At 41.8% G+C, this 24,624-nt stretch carries 14 protein-coding genes; all 14 read left to right on the plus strand.

All coding sequences use genetic code 11. The features are described 5' to 3' along the window. Nucleotides 1-10 precede the first annotated feature (10 nt). The 14 genes from B9A18_RS16435 (at nucleotide 11) to B9A18_RS16500 (ending at nucleotide 24,619) form a co-directional block, all read left to right on the plus strand. Entirely contained in the window at nucleotides 11-1,876 is a 1,866-nt protein-coding gene (locus B9A18_RS16435) for a RagB/SusD family nutrient uptake outer membrane protein (RefSeq protein ID WP_084290537.1), read from the plus strand. Between the two features lie 25 nt (nucleotides 1,877-1,901). Beyond that, entirely contained in the window at nucleotides 1,902-2,873 is a 972-nt protein-coding gene (locus B9A18_RS16440) for a hypothetical protein (RefSeq protein ID WP_084290539.1), read from the plus strand. A gap of 426 nt (nucleotides 2,874-3,299) precedes the next feature. Continuing rightward, nucleotides 3,300-4,955 (plus strand): pectate lyase family protein, encoded by a 1,656-nt coding sequence (locus tag B9A18_RS16445; protein WP_084290541.1) that lies wholly within the window; start codon nucleotides 3,300-3,302, stop codon nucleotides 4,953-4,955. Between the two features lie 4 nt (nucleotides 4,956-4,959). After that, nucleotides 4,960-6,588, plus strand: a complete 1,629-nt coding sequence (locus B9A18_RS16450; RefSeq protein WP_084290543.1) for a polysaccharide lyase domain-containing protein — start codon at nucleotides 4,960-4,962, stop codon at nucleotides 6,586-6,588. Nucleotides 6,589-6,647: 59 nt separating this feature from the next. Continuing rightward, nucleotides 6,648-9,833, plus strand: a complete 3,186-nt coding sequence (locus tag B9A18_RS16455) for a DUF6298 domain-containing protein (RefSeq protein WP_084290545.1) — start codon at nucleotides 6,648-6,650, stop codon at nucleotides 9,831-9,833. 12 nt (nucleotides 9,834-9,845) lie between these two features. Continuing rightward, nucleotides 9,846-11,294 carry a glycoside hydrolase family 140 protein gene (locus B9A18_RS16460; RefSeq protein ID WP_084290547.1) on the plus strand — a complete coding sequence of 483 codons (1,449 nt, stop codon included), beginning with the start codon at nucleotides 9,846-9,848 and terminating at the stop codon, nucleotides 11,292-11,294. After that, on the plus strand, nucleotides 11,294-12,220 hold the full coding sequence (locus B9A18_RS16465; RefSeq protein WP_084290548.1) for a glycoside hydrolase family 43 protein: 927 nt from the start codon (nucleotides 11,294-11,296) through the stop codon (nucleotides 12,218-12,220). Before B9A18_RS16460 ends, B9A18_RS16465 begins: the two co-directional genes overlap by 1 nt. A gap of 42 nt (nucleotides 12,221-12,262) precedes the next feature. Further along, nucleotides 12,263-14,110: an exo-alpha-sialidase gene (locus tag B9A18_RS16470; RefSeq protein ID WP_084290550.1), complete on the plus strand. Its 1,848-nt coding sequence runs from the start codon at nucleotides 12,263-12,265 to the stop codon at nucleotides 14,108-14,110. Nucleotides 14,111-14,114: 4 nt separating this feature from the next. After that, nucleotides 14,115-15,587, plus strand: coding sequence for a sialate O-acetylesterase (locus B9A18_RS16475; RefSeq protein ID WP_235005347.1), 1,473 nt, complete (start codon nucleotides 14,115-14,117; stop codon nucleotides 15,585-15,587). A 15-nt stretch (nucleotides 15,588-15,602) separates the two neighbouring features. Next, nucleotides 15,603-18,371 (plus strand): glycoside hydrolase family 2 TIM barrel-domain containing protein, encoded by a 2,769-nt coding sequence (locus B9A18_RS16480; RefSeq protein WP_084290554.1) that lies wholly within the window; start codon nucleotides 15,603-15,605, stop codon nucleotides 18,369-18,371. 67 nt (nucleotides 18,372-18,438) lie between these two features. Continuing rightward, the gene (locus B9A18_RS16485; RefSeq protein ID WP_084290556.1) at nucleotides 18,439-21,177 is read left to right on the plus strand and encodes an alpha-L-rhamnosidase; all 2,739 of its coding nucleotides are present in this window, start codon (nucleotides 18,439-18,441) and stop codon (nucleotides 21,175-21,177) included. 9 nt (nucleotides 21,178-21,186) lie between these two features. Continuing rightward, nucleotides 21,187-22,320, plus strand: a complete 1,134-nt coding sequence (locus B9A18_RS16490) for a sialidase family protein (RefSeq protein ID WP_084290558.1) — start codon at nucleotides 21,187-21,189, stop codon at nucleotides 22,318-22,320. Next, complete coding sequence (locus B9A18_RS16495) at nucleotides 22,320-23,726, plus strand: acetylxylan esterase (RefSeq protein WP_235005348.1); 1,407 nt, start codon at nucleotides 22,320-22,322, stop codon at nucleotides 23,724-23,726. The genes B9A18_RS16490 and B9A18_RS16495 overlap by 1 nt, the downstream gene beginning before the upstream one ends. Nucleotides 23,727-23,731: 5 nt before the next feature. After that, entirely contained in the window at nucleotides 23,732-24,619 is an 888-nt protein-coding gene (locus tag B9A18_RS16500) for a sugar phosphate isomerase/epimerase family protein (RefSeq protein ID WP_084290693.1), read from the plus strand. Nucleotides 24,620-24,624: the final 5 nt, after the last annotated feature.

The following is a 24,624-nucleotide window of genomic DNA, read 5'->3' on the forward strand; positions in this document are numbered from 1 at the left end:
TTTAGAAGTGATGATTAAGAAATATAAAGATATCCTGAAAAAGTCTGTACTTTTTTTGGCTCTTTCCACAGCTATAGTGGGATGTGTAAATAAAGATGAATTTTTTGAACTTAAAGATAGGGGTGGGATTGATGCCGCAATCTGGAGTACTGAAGGTGCTATAGAAATGCATTTGCGCGAAACTTACGACATGTCTACACCACGTTTCCCACATCAGGATACGTATGATCGTTACCCCATCCATTTAGCCAGTGATGAGAATTATTTTTCAGGTAATGATACCTGGGCCAAGGCTGCTTTGGGGGTACAAGGTGTTCTGGCTAATAATGATGTGAGGTTTGTGGGGAATAAATACCAGGGGTCTACTTTTGGCGATAATCGCTATTTTGATATTGCCCGTTGTAACAATGGGATAGTTAATATTCCTTTGGGTACTTTGTCAGATGCATTAAAGAAAAGATTTGTGGGACAGTATTATGCTTTAAGAGCTTTGAATTATTTTGAACTGGTAAAAGTTTACGGTGGTGTGCCGTTGGTTTTAACTCCACAGAGTCCTGGTACCTTAGATGTTGGGGGACGGGCAAAAGCGAAAGAATGTTTTGATCAGATTTTAAAAGATCTGGATTTGGCCAAAGAAAATTTACAGAACATTACCTGGGGTGATTCCGATGGAAGGGGAAGAATCTCAACGGAAATTGTAGCTTGTTTAAGGGCTAGGGTGTTGCTTTACTGGGCAAGCCCGCAATTCAATCCTGGAAATGATTTATCAAGATGGCAAACCGCTTTGCAGGCAAATAAAGAAGCCTATGATTTGTGTAAAGCTAATGGACGTAAATTGATGTCTAATTACAGTGATATTTTTCTTACCGAAGGTCTGGTTAATACAGAAGCTGTATTTGTGCGCACCTATTCCGCTACAGTGGAAAGACGTGGGCACAACACTGAAAATAAGGTACGTCCCGTTACTGAGGGAGGATCAGCGAATAACGCATTTATACCTACGCTTATTTTATTGAATGCCTATCCAATGAAGGATGGGAATCCGATCAGCACTGTAGGTGGAAATGCAAAATACACATACGATGCGACTATGTTCTGGCAAAACAGGGATCCACGTTTTGAGGCTACTTTCGCTTACAATGGAAGTGTTTGGCCATTAAGTGGGAAAGCTGGAAGAAAGCAATGGAATTATGTAAACGCGGCTGGTGAAACTGCCAATTACGGTGTGTATTCCAAAAAATTCTCTAACGCTTCTATTGCGTCGGGTGCTGTTAACTATACCAATAATCTGGGAGGGAGCGGTATGGACTGGGTAGAAATTCGTTTTGCAGAGGTAATGATGAATTATGCGGAATGCGCCAATGAGACTGGTGACCTAAGTACGGCTAAGAATTTGATCAGAGAGATCAGACAGCGTGCGGGCATAGAAGCGGGGAACGGCGGAAACGACTACGGTCTGGGAGCTATATCTAGCTCCTCGCAAATGAGAGAATTGCTTGTTAACGAGCGTTTTATCGAATTTTCTTTTGAAAGTAAACGTAATGCGGACTTAAGAAGATTAAGAAGATGGCATACTTTGACTGGAACTATACAAACCATTCGAATTGAATTGCAAAGATCAGGAGACAAAGCAATCTTAGAGTCTGCTATTCCCACCAATCCAACTATGTTAAGAAGGGATACATTGGATTATAATAAGAAAAGTACATACAACTACTTTTTTAAGAATGCAGTTCTAACTCCGAGTGGTATAAGTGCTTTCAGTATTCCTGAGTACCATTATTTCTACACTTTCCATAATGATTTTATGTACTCAAGCGCCTTGCTTTTGCCAACAATAGGTTGGGCTGGTGGATCATTTGATCCCTTGAATTAATCAGATTACTTTAAAACGAGAAAAAATGAAAAGTATAAGCTTTAAAATTGGTGTTGTGATTTCCGGATTGGTTCTGTCCTTAGGTGCCTGTAAAAAGGAAGCACCAAATATTTATAATATGTTTAACGACGTGTCTGTAACGTTCAAAGGCGATCATCCTTATAGTGTGACAGCTTATAAGGAGTATAACGATGGGGATAGTATCTATATAGACTATACCATCACTTCCGCAAAGGAAGATATGGCAGCGGTTTGTGTAAAATGGGAAGGGCAGGAAGCCCCGGTTCAGCAGATCAGTCTTTCTGATGGTGCAAACAAACGAACTTATTCAGGTGTATACAAAATGCGTGCAACGAGAGCAGGTGAAAGTAAGTATCGTATATACGCATTAAACAAACAGGCTGTTTATATCGGTGATGGATATACCTCTGTTACATTTAATGTAAAAGCAAACTATACTTTCGTAGCAAATAAAAAAATATATGTACCAGATTCGACCTTGAAAGACAGACCTTGTTATTATTCGATAAAGCGGGGAGAGAGCTTCAGTTACTTAAATGGAAAAGATGTTTCGGCTGACCTGGATTTTGGTATCTATAGAGTTGTCGCACCGCAGGCTGAACAGGGTGTTTCTGTAGGCGGTTACCATTATTATCTATATTCTTTAAGTGCCAGCCCATTGTTCTTTAATATCAATGATATCAGCACATGGACAAAGAGAGAGACGTTGTTTAGCGGGCAGCTTGCCGAATCAGCTACTTTTAACGCTAATACGGGTACCACCATGCTGTCATCGGTAAGTATAGGGACCGTTGCTTCAGCTAAAACCATTAATCTGAAAGAACTGCCAAGGACCGCAGCAGCTGCAATAAAGCTTAATTCAGTTGTTTATTTTAAAACGCCTGAAGGAAAATACGGGGCCATTCTCTTTAAGCAAATTACATCAGATCTTGACGGAAAACCATTTGTTGTGGTCAATGTAAAAGTCCAGAACTAAATTAATTATTGTGTGTGTTTATAAAGCCGCTACCGAAAGGGGCGGCTTTTTTCGCTTGTAGGTTGCGGGTTTTTGAATTCATCTGCTGCTTGACAATCTGTATTAAAATAAGAACTCAAATCAGTATCTTACTGAACTGTTGCTGTTAAGCGCTTTTTTTTGAACGCCTTTGCCCTCGAAATATGTAACATCTCTGCGACGTAAAACGTTATTTTGACGTTTAAAAACGCGATGTGATAATATTGTACAATACATTGAGAAAATTATATAGTAATTAGCATCTTATAGATCGCATTTTTGGATTAATATACCATCTAACCAATTTATAAATCTGACATATTAGATTGATTCGTATTTATAGTTGAATATATTTTTTATATATAAATAAATTACGTACTTTTTGATGTTCAATTAATCGAGACATTGATGAAAAAGAAATTTTTGCATTTCGTATTTTCTGCAGCACTTGTCGTTGCGGCGCCCTCAGCTTTCGCACAATACCCTAGCATTCCTGCCGATATTAAAAAAGAATCAGAGGATATGATGAAGGAAGCTTACCGCCAGTCAGATATTGCGTGGCAAAAAGCACTTCCAATTATAGCAAAGGAAGCAAAGGAAGGAAAGCCTTATGTACCATGGGCTGGCCGTCCGGTAGATCTTCCACAATCAGAAATCCTTGCTTTTCCTGGAGCTGAAGGTGGTGGCGCGCATAGCTTCGGCGGTCGTGGTGGCCGCGTAATTGTCGTGACAAACTTAAACGATAGCGGTCCTGGTTCTTTGCGTGATGCCTGCGAACAAGGTGGCGCAAGAATCGTCGTATTTAACGTAGCGGGAATTATCCGCATTAAAACGCCTTTAATTATTCGCGCGCCTTATATTACTATTGCAGGTCAGACTGCTCCTGGCGACGGTGTTTGCGTGGCTGGTGAGTCGGTGTGGTTAAATACACATGATGTGATTGTTCGTTTTATGCGTTTCAGAAGGGGAGAGACTTTTGTTGGCCGCAGAGATGACGCTATTGGTGGAAATCCTGTAGGTAACATTATGATCGATCACGTTTCGGCAAGTTGGGGACTAGATGAAAACATGTCTATGTACCGTCACATGTATAACGATAGCACCGGTAAAACTGAAGTTAAACTGGCTACAGTAAATATTACTATCCAAAACTCTATTTTCTCTGAAGCTTTAGATACCTGGAACCATGCTTTTGGAAGCACCCTGGGTGGAGAAAACTGTAACTTTATGCGTAACTTATGGGCTGATAATGGTGCCCGTAACCCATCAATAGGATGGAATGGCATTTTCAATTTTGCCAATAACGTGATCTTTAACTGGAACAATCGTTCAACAGATGGTGGTGATTATACCGCCATGTATAATATCATCAACAATTATTACAAACCTGGTCCGGTAACTTCGTTAAAAGATCCGATCAGCTACAGAATATTAAAACCAGAGTCTGGCAGAAGTAAATTACCTTATGTTGTATTCGGAAGAGCTTATGTAGAAGGAAACATCATAGAAGGCAATGAAAAAGTAACAAAAGACAACTGGAATGGTGGGGTGCAGTTGGAAGATAAAAAAGGTGAGTTGATGACTTACGAGCAAGCTCAAACTTACTTTGCTGCTATGCGTGTAAAAAAACCTTTTCCAATGGCAGAGATGACCATTTTGCCAACGATGGAAGCACATAAATATGTACTCGCAAATGTTGGTGCAACTTTGCCTAAACGCGATCCTGTGGATACTCGCGTAATTGAGCAGGTGAGAACCGGAAAAATTGTTACTCCTGCAAATGTTAAGTTATCGGATAAACCGGATTTTGAGCACCGCAGGTTACCAAAAGATTCCTATAAAATGGGTATCATTACTGATGTCAGTCAGGTAGGTAGTTATCCGGAATACAAAGGTACACCTTACAAAGATGCTGATGGCGATGGCATGCCGGATAGCTATGAAACAAAAAATGGTCTGAATCCTAAGGATGCATCTGATACGGCTAAGATCACCAAAAGTGGCTATTCGAATATCGAAATTTATTTAAATAGTGTAGTTCCTGTAAAAATTGTTAAACCATAATAACATGAAAGTACTTTCATTGATCCTGGCAACCGCTGCTATTGGAATTGGAAATCAGGCCCTGGCACAATATCCGGTAATTCCTCCTGCTATGGAAACTAAGGCTGATTCTGTTTTGGCTGCTATCCAGCGCAAATCAGATCTTCAGTTTGAAAAGGTAAAACCTATTATTGACCGTGATGCGAAAAATGGTAAGCCCTTTATTCCATGGGCGGCCAAACCTTCGGATCTGCCGCAGGCTAAATTAGCAGCTTTCCCGGGTGCAGAAGGTGGTGGTGCCTATTCGTTTGGCGGCCGCGGTGGTCAGGTATACGTGGTAACGACAACGGCTGATGAAGGCCCTGGTTCTTTGCGTGAGGCTTGTGAGCAGGGGGGAGCAAGAATTATTGTTTTTAATGTCGCCGGCATTATCCGGTTAAAAACCCCATTGATTATTCGGGCGCCCTACATTACTATAGCCGGACAAACAGCGCCAGGCGATGGTGTATGTATAGCCGGAGAATCGGTATGGATCAATACACACGATGTGGTTATCCGTTATATGCGTTTCCGTCGTGGTGAAACTGATGTAACGCGTAGAGATGATGCTATCGGCGGTAATGTGGTGGGTAATATTATCATTGACCATGTTTCTGCCAGCTGGGGACTTGACGAAAATATGTCTATTTACAGGCATGTTTATGATCCAAAAGATGGATCAGCGCCTAAAAAATTACCTACTGTAAATGTCACTATTCAAAATTCTATATTTTCTGAAGCGTTAGACACTTACAACCATGCTTTTGGTAGTACTATAGGTGGACTAAACAGTACTTTTATGCGTAATCTGTGGGCAAACAATATTAGTCGTAATCCTTCTGTAGGCATGTATGGGGATTTTGGCTTTGTCAACAACGTGGTATTTAACTGGTGGAACCGTAGTGCAGATGGGGGCGATAACAATTCCTTCTATAATTTCATTAATAACTATTATAAACCCGGACCAATAACTCCATTAGATCAACCCATTGCTTACCGTATTTTAAAGCCTGAAACTGGAAGAGATAAGAAATTTGCACATTTGTTTGGTAAGGCCTATATCAATGGAAACATTATTGAAGGCAATGATAAAGTAACTAAAGACAATTGGGACGGTGGTGTTCAGGTAGAAGGTTCAGCGAATAAACAAAGGACATTGGATTCTATGCGGGTAAATAAACCTATGCCAATGGCTAAAATAAGCATAATAGATACCCATAAGGCTTATGATTATACCGTAACTCATGCCGGAGCAAATTTGCCGGTACGTGATGCGGTAGACAAAAGAATAATAGAGCAGGTGAAGACGGGTAAAATTAAATATCTTGAAGGAGGAAAAACAAGCCTGGGTAAAGCATATATAAAGCGTCGTTTGCCTGAAGACTCTTATATAAAAGGGATCATCTCAGACATCAGCCAGGTAGGTGGATATCCTGAATATAAAGGTACACCTTACAAAGATTCAGATAACGATGGCATGCCAGATAGCTATGAAATTAAAAGCGGTTTAAATCCTAATGACGCAAAGGATGCAACTAAGATTAGTAAAAATGGTTATGCTAATATCGAGAATTATATCAACAGCGTAGTGCCTTTACTGGCTGTAAAGCCCTAGATAGTGCAACAGTTTTAATTCGTTCAACAGTTTTAATTCAAAATCACCACTAACCAAATATGATACTTACAAATAAACATACTTCTAAAAAGTATAGTGGAGCAATTGTTTTACCTGCGTTACTATGTGCAATTTGGATTTGTTTAAGCGTAGGTGCTGTATTTGCACAAAAAGTTAAGGTTGAAGAACCACCAAAGCCTATTTTTAAGGGTAAAGATGGCAAACTGAATTATACACCTGATGAAAAAGGTAACCGTGTTCCCGATTTTTCTTATGTAGGTTATATGGCTGGTGAAAAAGCCATTCCTGATGCTTTGGTAAAGGTTGTAGTGCCTGTTAAGGAAGGCGATGCAACGCTACGAATCCAGTCGGCCTTAAACTATGTGGCTTCATTGCCTTTAGGGAAGGACGGCCTAAGAGGGGCTGTTTTACTAGAGAAAGGGAGTTATGAAGTCGCAGGTACGCTGAAAATCAGTGCCAATGGTGTGGTTTTACGTGGTAGTGGCATGGGTACAGATGGAACCATTTTGTATGCTACAGGGCTGGATAGGTTGGGCGTGCTACGTATTTTAGGTAAGGATGACCGTGTGAAAGAAAAGCCAGTTACTATTACAGATAAATATGTTCCTGTGAATGCCATGAAAGTTACCCTTGCTAATGCTTCAGCATTTAAAAAGGGCGATCAGGTGATCGTGCAACGGGCGTCGACAAAAAGCTGGATTGATGTGCTGGGAACAGATCATTTTGGCGGAGGCATTACTTCACTGGGATGGAAACCTGGACAGCGAGATATCAATTGGGATAGGAAAGTACTTGCCATAAATGGGAATGAGTTAACATTAGATGCACCTTTAACCACTGCCCTGGATGCAGCTTATGGTGAAGCCACTGTGTCAAAATATAGCTGGAATGGCAGAATTTCGAATTCCGGAGCGGAAAATTTAAGATTTGTATCTGCTTATGATAAGCAGAACCCTAAAGATGAATACCACCGATGGACAGGTATTTCCCTGGAAAATGTTAAAGACGCCTGGGTGAGACAAGTGGTATTTGAACATTTTGCAGGCTCAGTGGTAACTGTTCAGGAAACTGCAAACAGAGTTACCGTAGAAGATTGTAAATCGTTGACACCTGTTTCGGAGATTGGTGGTGAACGCAGGTATACGTTTTTAACTACCGGTGGACAAACCTTGTTTCAAAGACTTTATTCGGAGTATGGTTATCACGACTTTGCTACTGGATATTGCGCTCCCGGCCCTAATGCTTTTGTTCAGTGTCAGGCTTATTTGCCTTTTAGCTTTAGTGGGGCGGTTGACAGTTGGGCATCGGGTATTTTATTTGATGTTGTAAATGTGGACGGACAGGCATTGAGCTTTATGAACCGTGGACAAGACGGGCAGGGAGCTGGATGGGCTGCCGCTAACAGTGTATTCTGGCAGTGTACTGCTGCAAGGATAGATTGCTATCGGCCACCTACTGCGCAAAACTGGGCTTTTGGTACCTGGGCACAGTTTGCAGGTGATGGATATTGGGACATGTCAAACGAGCAGATTCAACCGCGTAGTTTATATTATGCACAATTGCAAGACAGGCTCGGATCCCAGGTTGATGCACGCACTTTTGTGATGCCGGTAGAATCCGAAGCATCAAGTAGTCCACCAGTAGATGTAGCACAGAAATTAACAAAATTAGCTGTTAAGCCGGCTTTGCAGCTAACAGACTATATAGATCAGGCGGCGGAAAGACAAAAAATACCGGTTGATGCAGGTGGAGCTAAAAGTATTGATAAGATTGCTGTAGAAAAGAGTGCAGTAAAACCTCAGGTTACAGCAATGGCTGTTAACAACGGCTGGATTTTACGTGGAAATACATTGGTTTTTGGCAACAGACAAGATGTACGATGGTGGAACGGCAGTGCCAGGCCTTATGGTTTAGCAAGTGCAAGTCCCCATATTACCCGTTTTGTTCCGGGACGTTCGGGCCAGGGGTTGACCGATGACCTGGACGAGACCACAGATTTAATGCAGAAAGGAAGGGTTAAGATCTTAGACCATAATTATGGCCTGTGGTACGATAGAAGACGTGACGATCATGAGCGCATCAGGAGAATGGATGGTGATGTATGGGCACCCTTTTATGAATTGCCATTTGCCAGAAGCGGCCAGGACCTCGCATGGGATGGTTTAAGTAAATACGACCTGACCAAATATAACTTATGGTACTGGAACAGGTTAAGAACTTTTGCTGATCTGGCAGACCAAAAAGGATTGGTTTTGATTCATCAGAACTATTTTCAACATAATATTATCGAAGCCGGTGCACATTATGCTGATTTTCCATGGCGTACAGCAAACAACATAAATACCACAGGTTTCCCTGAGCCAGTGCCTTATGCCGGTGACAAGCGCATATTTATGGCAGAGCAGTTTTATGACATCAGCAATCCGGCACGGAGAGCATTACACCGCGCTTACATTCGCAAATGCCTGGATAATTTTGCAGCTAATACCAGTGTAATTCAGTCTATAAGCGCCGAGTTTACAGGGCCATTGCATTTTGTGCAGTTTTGGATAGATACGATAAAAGAGTGGGAGAAGGAAACAGGTAAACATCCGATAATTAGCTTATGTACAACTAAAGATGTGCAGGATGCTATTCTGAGAGATAAAGACAGGGCAGAGGTAGTTGATTTGATTGATATTCGCTACTGGCATTACCAGGCGGATGGAACGGCCTATGCACCAGAAGGCGGACAAAATCTTGCTCCTCGTCAGCACGCCCGTTTGTTAAAGCCTAAAAAGACATCTTTCGATCAGGTATACCGCGCAGTTTCAGAATACCGTTCGAAATATCCTGAAAAGGCAGTCATGTATTCAGGAGATAATTACGACGCCTTTGGATGGGCAATTTTTATGGGAGGTGGTTCGCTCTTTAATGCCCCTTCGGAAGTGTCTGGAGCTGATAAAACACCGTTTTCTGTTGCCGGAATGCAACCTTTTGAATTGGCAGGAAAGCCTGCAGGTCAGTATGCCTTGGCGAATGCCGGTAAAGCTTATGTGTTGTATAACAGTTCATCAGCTGCGGTAAAACTTGATTTAGGTAATTCAGCGGGTAATTATAGTGTAAAGCACATCAACCCGGCTAGCGGTGCTGTTGTTAAAGAAGAAAAAATCAAAGGTGGTGCAACCATCGAAATCAATAAGCTTTCGTCAGGAGACGATGTCGTTTTTATCAACAAAATTTAAAACATTATTGCCATGTATCAAAGGATAGTTTTATTTGCCTTTATCTCATTAGCGCTGTTTGGTTGTACATCAAACAAGAAACCCGATGCTTTAAAAAAGGGTTTACACATTTCAGAAAACGGAAGATACTTTACGGAAGACGGTAAACCATTCTTCTGGCTGGGAGATACCGGGTGGTTATTGTTTAACAAAACTACACGCGAGCAGGCTGATCAATTTCTGGAAGACCGCAGGCAAAAAGGATTTAATGTGATACAGGCTATGGTATTGCATACTGTACCCTCAGTTAATATCTACGGTGACTCATCATTGGTAAACGGTGATATTGCTAAACCGGCAGTTACAGAAGGGAATTCCTTTGCTGATTCCACACAATATGATTTCTGGGATCATATTGATTATATCGTTGATAAAGCTAAAGAAAAAGGTATTTATATGGCCTTGGTTCCAGTTTGGGGTACCAATGTGAAGAACAAAAAAGTAACGCCAGCACAGGCAAAGAGCTATGCGGAGTTTTTAACAAACAGGTATAAAGACAAAAGCAACATCATCTGGTTAAATGGTGGTGACATCAAGGGCTCGGAAGTTAAGGAAGTATGGGAAGTAATTGGCGCTACTTTAAGAGCGAATGATCCAAATCACCTGATCACTTTTCATCCGAGAGGCAGAACAGGCTCTTCTGAGTGGTTTCACGATGCAAAATGGTTAGATTTTAATATGGTACAATCTGGTCACCGTCGTTATGATCAGGACACTTCAGCCAAAGAGCAATGGCACTATGGTGAAGACAACTGGAAATACATTGAAAAAGATTATAACCTGAAACCGGTTAAGCCAACTATTGACGGTGAGCCTTCTTATGAAGGTATTCCACAAGGTTTACATGATGTTAAACAACCTAGATGGAATGATGCGGACGTAAGGAGATATGGCTATTGGTCGGTTTTTGCAGGTGCATTTGGTTATACTTATGGTGATAACTCTGTAATGCAATTCTATAAAGCTGGAAGTAAAGGAGCTGCCTATGGCGCAACAAAATCATGGCAGGATGCTTTAAATGATCCTGGAGCAGGTCAAATGATACATTTGAAAAACCTGATGTTGTCAAGGGTTCCAGCTGATCAAACTGCCGCTTCAACGCAGGCAGACAATGGTTATTTTGATAGAGTTCCCGATCAGTCTGTAATTGTCGGCGCTGCGGGAGGTGATAATGAAAAGTATAACAGGCTACTGGCTACCAGAGGAAAGGATTACCTATTCGTTTATACTTACAATGGCAGGAATATTCCTTTAAAAATGGGCGTAATCGAAGGCGATCAGGTAAAAGCTTCCTGGTTCAGCCCACGAGATGGTAAAACTACAGCTATAGGCAATATTGATAATAAGGGGACCCATGACTTTGACCCTCCGGGAGAAGTAAAGGATGGTAACGATTGGGTGTTGATCATAGATAAAATATAATGATGAATAGCTTTAAGCGCACATATCGTTTGTTTTTGCTGCTGGTGTTGGTGGTTACTTTTAGCGCTTGTTCTAAAAAAGCCTATCTGTTTACCTCTTTTCATGAGCCTGCCAACGAGGGCTTACGTATGCTGTATAGCTATGATGGCTACAAATGGAACGACCTCAATAAGATTTTGCTGAAACCGGAGGTTGGTAAGGAAAAGATCATGCGTGATCCTTCAATGCTGCAGGGACCTGATGGTGTATTTCATCTGGTATGGACATGTGGATGGAAGGGAGAAAGAGGTTTCGGTTACGCCAGCTCCAAAGATTTGGTTAACTGGTCTGAACAAAAGTTTGTCCCTGTATTGCAAAATGAACCAACTACAGTGAATGTCTGGGCGCCAGAGTTGTTTTATGATGATGTTAAACAAGAATACATCATTATATGGGCTTCTACTATCCCATATCGTTTTGAAAAAGGGATAGAAGAAGAAAAAAACAACCACAGGATGTATGCTGTTACCACTAAGGATTTCAAGACTTTCTCGGAAACTCAACTGTTTCTTGATCCGGGATTTAGTGTAATTGATGCGGTAATTGTAAAAAAAGCTGCGGAAGATTATGTCTTGGTGTTGAAAGACAATACCAGGCCGAACAGGAACCTGAAGGTCGCTTTTAGTCCTCAGGCTCTAGGTCCTTATACAGGAGTATCAGCTGCTTTTAGCGGATTGCTTACAGAAGGACCATCTGTTGTTAGGATCGGTAAAAACTGGCTGATTTATTATGATGCTTACGGAGAGAAAAAGTATGCAGTCATAAAAACAAGTGATTTTAAGCATTTTGAAGATGTTTCTGCTCAAACGGTAATTCCGAAAGGGCATAAGCATGGAACGATAGTGCCTGTAAAAAGGAAAGTGCTCAATCAGCTTGGTGTAGAATAAAACATTGCGGGTCAGGATAACGACTCAAAAAAAGAATAAATAATGAAGAATTATAAAAGTATTTGGTTAGCCTCCGCACTGTTCATAACAGTACAAGCAGCACAAGCTCAGGATACCCTACGTTATACCGGCACAACTATCGTGAATGCCGATTATCATAACGGTCAGCTTGTGCCTGCCGTGGGGGTGCATAATATCCAGACGTTAAGGGCAAACCGGGAACATCCAGAATTGTCGGATGGTCTGGACTGGACCTACAACCATGCACCAATGTTGGCCTATTGGAACAATACCTTTTACCTGGAATTTCTGAGCGATCCGGTAGGGGAACACATTCCACCAAGCAGAACATTGCTGCAAACTTCTAAAGACGGTTACAACTGGTCTAAACCTGATATTATTTTTCCACCTTACAAAATTCCTGATGGATGGAAAAAGGAAGGCGTTGGAGGGGTGGCGAAAGACTTATATGCTACCATGCACCAGCGCGTAGGGTTTTATGTTTCGAAAGCAGATCGCTTGTTTGCCTTAGCTTATTATGGTATTGCTATGGATAAAACAGATGATCCCAACGATGGAAAGGGAATAGGCAGAGTGATCAGGGAGGTTAAGAAGGATGGAACCTATGGTCCAATCTATTTATTGAGACCGAATTCCACCTGGGACATGAAGCATACACTTTATCCAATGTATACAAAGAGTAAGGATCGGGGATTTGTTACTGCTTGTAACGAGATTCTTGCGAGTCCGCTGATGATGCAGCAAATGGTAGAGGAAGCGGATAGAAATGATCCATTAATACCATTGAACAGACCAGTAAAGGCTTTCAGTTACTATCACTTGGCCAATGGTAAAGTAGTGGGCTTGTGGAAACATGCCTTGACTTCAGTGAGTAATGATCATGGTAAAACATGGCAGTATACCCCGTTAAGGGCACCGGGGGTAGTAAATAGTAATGCTAAAATATGGGGGCAGCGTATGTCCGACGGTCGTTATGCCATTGTTTACAACCCTTCTGAATTTCGCTGGCCATTAGCTGTTTCAACCAGTGATGACGGTCTGAATTATAAAGATCTTTTGCTGATAAACGGTGAAATATCGCAAATGCGCTATGGTGGTAACTATAAATCCTACGGGCCACAGTATATCAGAGGAATATTGGAAGGCAATGGTAAACCTGTTGATGGAAATATGTGGTTAACCTATAGCATGAATAAGGAAGACATATGGGTGGCAAAAGTACCTGTCCCAGTTTTGTCGGTAGTAAGCGGTCCTGTAAACGAAGCATTCAATTCCCTTCCTGATGGACAGGAACTGAAATTCTGGAATACTTTCAGTCCGCTTTGGGCCTCGGTTAAGATCGAAAAATCGGTTGATGGTACCAAATCACTAACTTTAAGAGATAAGGATCCGTATGATTATGCAAAGGCAGAAAGAGTAATCCCTTCAGCCAGAAAAGTAAATATAGAATTTACGGTTACACCGGTACAAAATAATACAGGTTCATTGCAGGTGGAATTTCAGGATGCAAAGGGAACGGCCGGAGCAAGATTGATTTTTGATGCCGATGGCGAATTAAAAGCCAAGGTAGGTTACCGGAATTCGGGAATTATGAAATATGAAGGAGGTAAAACCTATCATATTCGTGCAGAACTGGATATGGACAAGCGGATGTACAATATTTTTATAAATGGAGAGAGCAAAGGTACACGCCTCATGTTTGTCCCGGTTTCTTCTTTTGAAAGGATAACATTCAGAACGGGAGATGTTCGTCGTTTCCCTGATGTAGATACGCCTACAGATCAGGATTATGATCTGAAAGATCCGGGAACACCGGTTAAAGAAGCTATTTTCTATATCAAGTCATTAAAAACTGAAGCAATTAAATAGACAGATGATGGGCTTAAAGAGATATTTACTGCTGGTTGTGTTATTCGGAACGATGGGTGAAGCCAATGCAAAAATACTTTTGCCTCAGATTCTTTCCAGTAATATGGTTTTGCAGCGTGATAAGCCCTTAAATATTTGGGGCTTTGGAGCAGTTGGAGAACTGGTAACGGTAAGCTTCGGCGTACAGGTAAAGCAAACTACAACCGATGCAAATGGTAAATGGAAAGTAGTTTTATCGCCTTTAAAAACTTCTGCGGTTCCTGCTGCTATGACCATAAAAGGCTCAAATACCATTGTACTGGATAATATTTTGGTAGGAGAAGTATGGCTTTGTTCCGGACAATCGAACATGGAGTATGCCATGCGCAAAATTGCGAAAGTAAAAAAGCCTTTAAAAGAAAGACTGGGATACCCTGCAGATGAATTGGAAAAAGCCAATAATCCTCAGATCCGTATTTTTCTGGTGAATCGGAAGCAGTTAAGTAAGCCAGACTCTATTCATAAAAGCTGGAGTGTCGCCCAGGACTCGGCGTTAAAGAACTTCTCTGCAGCAGGTTATTTTTTTGCTAAAGAGCTACATGAGAAGTTGAATGTGCCTGTAGGAATGATCTCTTCGGCAGTAAGTGGTAGTGCTATTGAGCCATGGATACCTAAAGATAGTCTGGAGAACGTTGAGACAGGCTATTTCAAAGACCAAAAGGTGGGCAACGATCCGGGGAAGTTTTATACCCCAATGATTGAGCCTTTAACACCTTTTGCCTTAAGCGGGTTTTTGTGGTATCAAGGAGAAACCAATTGCTTTTTAAAAGAGAATATTAGCTACAGCTACAAAATGAAAGCGTTGATCAATAGCTGGAGAACAGCTTGGAAGATAGGTTCAAGTGATCAAAACGCAGATCTGCCTTTTTACTATGTACAAATTGCACCGTTTAATTATTCTACTACCAAAGGCAAGGTTGCTTTGGATCAGCAAACTGAACCTGAATTCTGGGAAGCACAGACGCAATTACTGAGAATGCCGAATACCGGTATGGTTGTAACGACCGACCTGAACGACTATCCGGATGATCTGCATCCTAATTATAAATGGGAAATAGGGAGAAGACTGGCTTTATGGGCTTTGGCCAATGACTACAATAAGAAATTAAGCTATTCCGGACCGATCTATAAATCTGTAAGCTTTAAAGGAGCGACAGCCGAACTGGAATTTGAGCATTCAGGCAAAGGCCTGACCAGCATCGACGGAAAAGCTTTGGATTGCTTTACTATAGCCGGTGCTGATGGGAAATTCGTTCCTGCCAATGCTGTAATTAAAGGGAACAAGATCATCGTATCTGCAAAAGGCCTGAAGAATCCTGCAGCAGTACGCTTTGGTTTTAATGAGGCTATGCGACCAAACCTTTACAATAAAGATGGCTTACCTGCATTGCCTTTCAGAACTGATAATCCACTAACGAAACAATTTAAACCAATATAACCAGATCCTTTATTCATGAAGCTTACACCGATCCTTTCTTTTATTTTGCTGATGCTTTTCAGTTCTGTCAACGTTCTTCGCGCCCAGCAGACGGAGCAAATCTATTTGTCGGGTACCGGAAATGACCATACAGTAAAATGGGACTTTTTTTGCACTAAAGGAATGAACTCAGGTAAATGGACCACCATACCTGTACCTTCAAACTGGGAACTGCAAGGTTTTGGTAAATACGATTATGGCTTCGCTAAAGACAGTGTAAGGGGGAAAGAACAAGGTTTATACAAGTATAAATTCAAAGTTCCTGCTGCCTGGAAAGGGAAAAAGATCAACATCGTTTTTGAAGGGTCGATGACTGATACAGAAGTAAAGATTAATGGTAAATCGGCCGGAGCAATTCACCAGGGCGCGTTTTACGCATTCCGCTATGACCTGACTGCCTTGTTAAAATATGGTGCAGATAATCTGCTCGAAGCAAAAGTATCAAAGCATTCGGCTAATAAATCAGTAAATGAAGCCGAGCGTAAGGCCGACTTCTGGATATTTGGTGGCATATTCAGACCAGTATACCTGGAGGCTTTGTCAGTACAACATATAGAAAGGGTAGCGATTGAAGCAAAAGCAGATGGACAGTTTAAAGCTGAAGCTTACGTTGCAGGTAATGCTGATAAATTAACTGTGCAGTTGTACAGTGCTGATGGTAAAAAATATGGTGCCCCAATTAGTACTTACCTTAAGAAGGGATCGGCGCCTGTCAGCCTTTCAGGATCATTTAATGCACCTGAATTGTGGTCTTCCGAGTTCCCTAATCTATATACAGCAACTTTTACTTTGTATCAGAAAAACAAAGCTCTTCATACTTTATCTAAAAAGATAGGTTTCAGAACCATCGTCGTAAAGCCTCGTGATGGTATTTTTGTAAATGGTGTTAAAATTAAATTTAAAGGGGTAAACAGACATTCTTTCCGCCCTGCATCGGGCAGAACCTTAAGCAAAAAGAACAGTATTGAGGATGTTGAACTGATGAAGGAGATGAATATGAATGCGGTACGTATGTCGCATTACCCACCTGATGGTCATTTTCTGGATGTTTGCGACTCTCTCGGCTTATATGTAATGGACGAACTTGCCGGTTGGCATGGACATTATGATACGCCTACAGGCACGAAGTTGGTCAAAGAAATGATCAGACATGATGTAAATCATCCTTCGATTGTCATTTGGGCAAATGGAAACGAAGGCGGTCACAATCGGGAGCTTGATCCGTTGTTTGCACAGGAGGATATTCAACAACGCCCTGTTATTCATCCTTGGGAAGATTTCAATGGTTTTGATACGCAACATTACCGGGAGTATAATTATGGTATAGGTAACTACAAACACGGGCATAGTATTGTGATGCCTACTGAATTTTTACACGGTATGTTTGATGGCGGTCATGGTGCCGGTTTGGAAGATTACTGGAACGATATGTTAATGAATCCACTTTCTGCAGGTGGCTTCCTGTGGGATTTTGCTGATCAGGGCGTGGTACGTACCGATAAAAATAATATAATAGATGCGGACGGTAGTCGTGGTGCAGACGGTATAGTTGGTCCGTATCATGAGAAAGAAGGTAGTTATTTTGCTATTAAAGAGATCTGGAGTCCGGTGTTTTTTGAGCATCGTGAAATGACAGCTGGATTTGATGGGATATTTAATGTAGAGAATCGCTTTCATTTTGCTAACCTGAATGCTTGTCGCTTTGACTGGAAGTTATTGAACCTGAAAACTAAATCGGAGATTAAGGGGGAAGCTACAGCACCAGATGTTAAACCGCTTGAAAAAGGTAAGTTAAGCGTAACACTTCCTGCAAACTGGAATAGCTATGATGTGTTGTATGTCACAGCTACTGATATGCATGGAAAAGAATTGTATACCTGGAGTTTCCCGATTACACTCCCTAAAAAAGAAGCTTTGGCGCTGGTTAAAAAAGACGGCGGAAGTACTGCTACGATTACGGAAAAAGACTCTTTATTTACCACCACTGCTAATGGTATTTCTTTAAGTTTTAGTAAAAAAACAGGCATACTGAGGGAAGTGAAAAATGCAAAAGGCATCATTCCTTTTACAAACGGACCGGTAATCCAGGAAGGGGCTACCAATTTCAGAAAGATCAGTCACCGTATGGAAGGTGCAAATCTGATCATTGAATCCTCATTTGACAGGAAAGAAGCTTACAACACCTTGCAATGGACGATTTATCCTTCAGGCATGTTGAAACTAAACGTAAAATACTTTCCGGCAGAATACCTGACGAATTTTATCGGATTGAATTTCTCTTTCCCGGAAGACCAGATTAAAGGGGTAGAATATATGGGAAGAGGTCCGCACCGCGTTTGGAAGAACCGTTTGAAAGGAAATGAGTTCGGTATATGGAAAAAGGATTATAACAATACGGAAACCGGCGAAACCTGGGTATACCCGGAGTTTAAAGGCTACCATTCCAATATGTACTGGTGTAAATTCATTACAAAGGATCAACCTTTTACCGTGATCACGGAGAATGAGGACATTTTTCTAAGATTGTTTAGCGCGGCTTGGAAAACAGATCAGTGGCATAACTATGAACCGCATTTCCCATCGGGCGATATTTCTTTTATGCAGGGGATTCCGGGGATAGGTACTAAAACGCAAAGAAAGGACAGAACCGGTCCTATGTCGATGCAGAATATTTTTTATGATTATGAGAAGGAGCCTGCAAGGGCATTGGATATGACACTTTACTTTGATTTTCGCATTCTGTGAGCGGTTGCTCATGATGGTTTCGACAAGTAAATAATGCTTAAATTGAATAGATAAAAGCCTGAACCAAATGAAGCTTGAACGATATATACTAACAGCCCTTTTGATGCTATGCCTTACCGGTGCTTTTGCACAGGTGTCGTTGCATAACTTGCGCTGTGAGATGCTGCAGGATCCTTTAGGAATTGATGTGATTCAGCCTAAGTTAAGCTGGGAAATTAATTCGGCGCAGCGTGACGTTAAACAAACAGCCTACCAAATTCTGGTAGCCTCATCGGTAGATAAGCTCACAGAAAATGATGCCGATGTATGGAATTCGGGTAAAGTAAAATCGACTGCATCTGTTTATAACCAATATGCAGGCCCTGCATTGAAAAGTAAAAGCAAGTATTACTGGAAGGTTAAAGTCTCAACGAATAAAGAGGAAACCGATTGGAGCGGTGTTGCATCATGGTCGATGGGATTATTGAATTATAAGGATTGGGAAGGCAGATGGATAGGGTTTGACCGCTTTTTCCCCTGGGATAATCAAGCTGAGGGCCGTTTATCTGCCCGTTATTTCAGAAAAGAGTTCTCAACGAATAAAACAGTGGCATCAGCAACCGCCTATATCATGGGTATGGGCTTATATGAACTGTATATTGATGGTAAAAAAATCGGTGACCAGGTTTTGGCACCTGCTCCTACAGATTATACAAAAAATATAAAGTACAACGCCTTAGATATTACAGCACGGCTGAAACAGGGTAGACATGCCATTGGCGTAATCTTAGGAAACGGTCGGTTTTTCGCCATGCGTCAGGCTAAAGCATATAAAGTTAAAACATTCGGCTTCCCTAAATTACTGCTTCAGGTGGTCATTAAATACACAGATGGCTCTACCGCTTCAATTAAAACCGATGATACCTGGAAAGGTACTGCTGATGGGCCAATTCTTGCCAATAACGAATACGATGGTGAGGTATATGATGCGCGTAAAGAGTTTAAAGGATGGAGCGAGTCGGGGTTTGACGAAAATAAATGGCTCAAAGCCGAATATGTACAAGAGCCGGGCGGTACCTATCAGGCGCAGATGAGTGAAGCCATGAAGGTGATGAAAAATATTGCCCCGGTAGCCATTACCAAACGCCCGAATGGTAAATACATCATAGATTTTGGGCAGAACTTTGCTGGTTGGGTAAAATTTAAGGTCAAAGGCACAAAAGGAACAAGTGTTTCCTTGCGGTTTGCAGAGTCGCTGGAACCAAACGGCGAGCTATTCAGGACAAATCTGCGCGATGCAAAAGCCACAGATACCTATATCCTTAAAGGAGAGGGTACAGAGACATGGGCGCCGAGATTTACCTATCAGGGCTTTCGTTATGTAGAATTGAGTGGTTATCCTGGGATTCCTCAAAAAGGCGACTTTACGGGATGCCTGGTATATGACGACATGAAAACTGTAGGGACTTTTGAATCATCCAACAGCTTGATAAATCAGATATTTAAAAACTCCTGGTGGGGCATTGCCTCCAATTATAAGGGTATGCCGGTTGATTGTCCGCAACGCAATGAGCGGCAGCCGTGGCTGGGCGACAGGACTGTAGGAGCTTACGGCGAAAGCTTTTTGTTCGACAATACAGCTTTGTATAAGAAATGGCTGGACGATATCCGTTATGCTCAAAAGGAAGATGGTGCGATCCCAGATGTCGCCCCGGCATTCTGGAGGTATTATAGCGATAACGTAACCTGGCCTGCAACTTTACTCTTTGTAGCTGATATGTTGTATAAGCAAACGGGAGACATATCTGTACTGCATAAAAACTATCCTGCCGTAAAAAAATGGATGACCTACATGAAGGATAGGTATATGAATAGTGAGGGGATTATGACCAAAGATAGTTATGGCGACTGGTGTGCTCCTCCTGTAACAGCTGAAGATGGCAAAGGAGTTAACGCCGATCAGAAACATCCAAGTGCATTAATTGCTACGGCCTATTATTATCAGCTTTCAATAATGATGGCCCATTACAGTACGGTTACGGGCAATGGAGGTGATAGCGCTGGTTATGCTGCATTGGCATCGGAATTAAAAAAGGCCTTTAATCGTAAATTCTATAATGCGCAGGGGTATTACGGCGACAATAAACTAACGGATAACCTGCTGCCGGTATATTTTGGTATGGTTGAGGAGCAGCATAAGGAGAAAGTAGTAAAGCAGATCTGTTATATTATTGAAGAGAAGAATAATGGGCACCTGAGTACGGGAGTACAGGGGACAAATTTCCTGATGCGGACACTGACTGATAATGGAAGAAGTGACCTTGCTTACCGGATAGCTTCGCAGAAAACTTATCCTTCATGGGGATATATGATCGAAAACGGAGCTACAACGATATGGGAGTTATGGAATGGAAATACTGCTGCCCCAAAAATGAACTCACAGAACCATGTTATGATGCTGGGTGATTTACTGATCTGGTATTATGAGAACCTTGCCGGTATTAAGGCTTCAGCTCCTGGTTTTAAGGAAATTGTGATGAAGCCTGAGATGATTAAAGGATTGGATGCCGTAAATGCGGAATACAATTCTGTTCATGGCTTGATTAAAAGCAGCTGGACTAAGTCAGCAACTGATTTTAAATGGAACATTACTATTCCTGCTAATACTATGGCAAGGATTAGTATTCCTGCAAAATCGGCAGGACAGGTAAAAGAAGGGGGGCGGAAAGCTACGGATGTGAAAGGATTAAAATTTATACAAATGGAACACGATAGGGCTGTATTTGAAATGGGCTCTGGTGAGTATTCATTTGCAGCTGAACTATAAACTATAGATATGATGAATAGAAAAATATACATATTGACTTTACTAATCTGCACGATTTTTTTCGACGTAAATGCACAATCGCAAAAATGGCGTTCAGGGATCATTACTGATGAGTTTTTATATGAAAAGGCGGCTTTCCCTTCTTGCCATTCGGCCACCATTGCCGAAACACCTACAGGTTTAGTGGCTGCCTATTTTGGTGGTACCAAAGAGCGTCATCCTGATGTAGAGATTTACATCAGCCGCAAAGTAAACGGAACATGGTTAGCTCCTGTTTCAGTAGCCAATGGTATACAGAATGATAAATTAAGATTGCCAACCTGGAATCCGGTTTTGTACCAGGTACCGGGAGGCGATTTACTGCTTTTTTATAAAATAGGTCCTAAGCCATCCGAATGGTGGGGAATGATGCGCACTTCTAAAGATGGTGGGATGACCTGGTCTGACGCTAAAAAGTTACCTGATGGATACATAGGCCCTGTTAAAAACAAACCTGTTTTGCTAAGCAATGGCAATTTGTTTAACCCTTCAAGTAAAGAAGGAGATGGTTGGAAAGTACATTTTGAGGTAACCAAAGATAATGGTCAAAACTGGCGGACAGTTGGTCCGATAGCCGGGAACGGATTAGATGCCATACAACCAAGCATCTTAGATCACGGAAAAGGTAAGTTGCAGATTCTAGCCAGAAGCAAAAACAGGGCGCTTGTAGAATCGTGGTCAGCCGACAACGGGGAAACCTGGTCGCCCTTAGCTAAAACCACTTTGCCAAATAACAATTCTGGCACTGATGCTGTGACCATGAAAGACGGCAGACACGTGTTGGTTTATAACCATGTATTGCCTCCGGGTGATCTGGCTAAAGGGCCTAGAACCCCATTAAACGTAGCTATTTCTAAAGATGGCAAAGCGTGGTATGCTGCATTAATTCTTGAAGATTCTCCAATCAGTCAGTATTCTTATCCTGCAGTGATCCAGACATCAGATGGTATGCTGCATTTCATTTACACCTGGAGAAGATTAAAGATTAAGCATGTAGTGGTTGATCCATCGAAATTGAAGCTTAAAAAGATTGTAAACGGCGTTTGGCCGAAACTAAAAGGATACACTGCACCTGTAATTACAGAGGTTAAAAACGAGGAATAATGATGAAACGAACTGCTTTATTTCTGGTTGTTGGATTTTTGCTGTTTTTAAGCAGTGCTATTGCACAAACTCAAAATTCGGACTCACTATACCGTCAGCCATTAAAAGATGTCTTAGCGGAGATAGAAAGCCGTTTTAAAGTAAAGGTAAAGTATAGTGATAACCAGATAAAGGATCGTTGGGTAAATTATGCGTTTTGGCGGTTCAGACCAAATGTTGATGAAACGCTTGCGAACGTGCTCGCACCCCTGGACATGAAAGTGAACAAGGAGAAAGCAGGCGTTTACAAATTGAAAGAATACGAGTATTACCGCTGGCAGGTGCAGGAGGGACAGAATACCCTTGATTATCTGTCTACCCTTTACAAGGATAAAGCAAGTTGGGAACAGCGTAAGGCTTTAATTAAGCCTTTACTTTACGAGGCCCAGCTGTTATCGCCATTACCGGCTAAACCTGCATCAAAACCAATCGTTACCCCCAAAAGGATAATGGACGGTTATACTGTGGAAAATATTGCGATTGAAATATTGCCTGGATTGTATGTGAATGGATCTTTGTACAAGCCGCTAAAAATTAAAGGAAAGATTCCTGTTGTACTTAGTCCGGACGGACATTGGGCACAGCAGCGTTACCGTGCCGATTGCCAGATTCGTTGCGCCATGATCGCACGGATGGGAGCTATGGCCATTAGCTACGACCTGTTTGCATGGGGAGAATCTCTGCTCCAGTTTAAAGCGGAAGATCACAGACGAAGTCTGGCGCACACCATACAGACCTTAGGGGGAATCAGGATTCTCGACTATGTTTTATCACTGAAAGAAACGGACAAGGGTAGGGTAGGTATCAGTGGTGGATCGGGTGGCGGAAGTCATACTGTACTGATGGCCGCTATGGATGATCGTATTAAACTAAGTGTTCCGGTGGTTTCCTTATCGTCTTCATTTTATGGCGGTTGTCCATGTGAAAGTGGGATGCCGATTCACCTCTGTGCTGGTGGTACAAACAACGTTGAACTGGCAGCGATGGCTGCGCCGAATCCTCAGTTGGTCGTGTCGGATGGAAAGGATTGGACGGTAAGCGTACCTGAACATGATATGCCTTTCCTGAAAAAAATATACGGCTACTATGGTGGGCCAGACCTGGTGCAGAACGTTCACTTACCAGATGAAGGTCATGATTTCGGTCCTTCAAAACGCAAAGCGCTGTACGACTTTTTGATTCAGAATTTTAAGCTTAACGGAGCTGCGGTAAAGAATAAAACCGGACAATACGACGAAAGCAAATGCAGGGTAGAGAAAGAATCGGCTATGTATGTTTTTGGTGATAAAGGAGAGCGTTTGCCTGCAAATGCAATCAAGGGGTTTGAGCAATTAGAAAAGGTATTTAAAGCAAGCATTTCAAAATGATAGATATGGAAAACCGCAGACAATTTATTGGGAAACTGGCGCTCCTTACGGGAGGGCTAATGTTAACTGATCAATACAGTTGGGCTTATGCGTCTGTAGATCAAAGGTATAAAGTAGCAGTGGTAGATTTAATGATTTTGAAACGGCAGAAGTTAGGCGCTTTTGACTTGAGTAAGGAAATTGGTGCCGATGGTGTGGAGCTGGATATGGGCGGTTTGGGCAACAGAGATACTTTTGATAATAAGCTGGCCGATCCGGTAGTCAGACAGCAGTTTATGGATAAAGCCAAAGCGTTGAATCTGGAAATATGTTCATTGGCTATGACCGGTTTTTATGCGCAATCTTTGGCAACAAGGCCAACATATCAGCAAATGATTGGTGATTGCATCACTACCATGAAAGCGATGAACGTAAAGGTGGCTTTCTTGCCATTGGGCATACAGGGCGACCTGGTGAAAAACCCTGAACTCAGACCTGCAATTGTTGAACGCTTAAAAGTAGCGGGCAAGATGGCTAAAAAAGCAGGTGTGGTGATTGGTATTGAAACCGCATTGGATGCACGTGGCGAACTTCAATTGCTAAAAGACATAAACTCAGCAGCTATTAAAAGTTATTTCAACTTTTCCAATGCGATCAAAAATGGTCGGGATTTACATACTGAACTGCGGATTTTGGGCAGGAAGAACATTGTTCAGATTCACTGCACTAACGATGATGGTGTATGGTTGCAGAACGATCCTAAGATTGATATGAAAGCCGTAAGGAGAACATTGGATGATATGGGCTGGAAAGGCTGGCTGGTGGTTGAGCGCTCAAGGGATGCCAAAGACCCAAGAAATGTAAAGTGGAATTTTACTGCAAATACAAGCTATGTAAAGTCTGTTTTTCAATAATATAC

The sequence above is a fragment of the Pedobacter nyackensis genome (genome assembly GCF_900176505.1).
In the GTDB taxonomy this organism is placed as follows: domain Bacteria; phylum Bacteroidota; class Bacteroidia; order Sphingobacteriales; family Sphingobacteriaceae; genus Pedobacter; species Pedobacter nyackensis.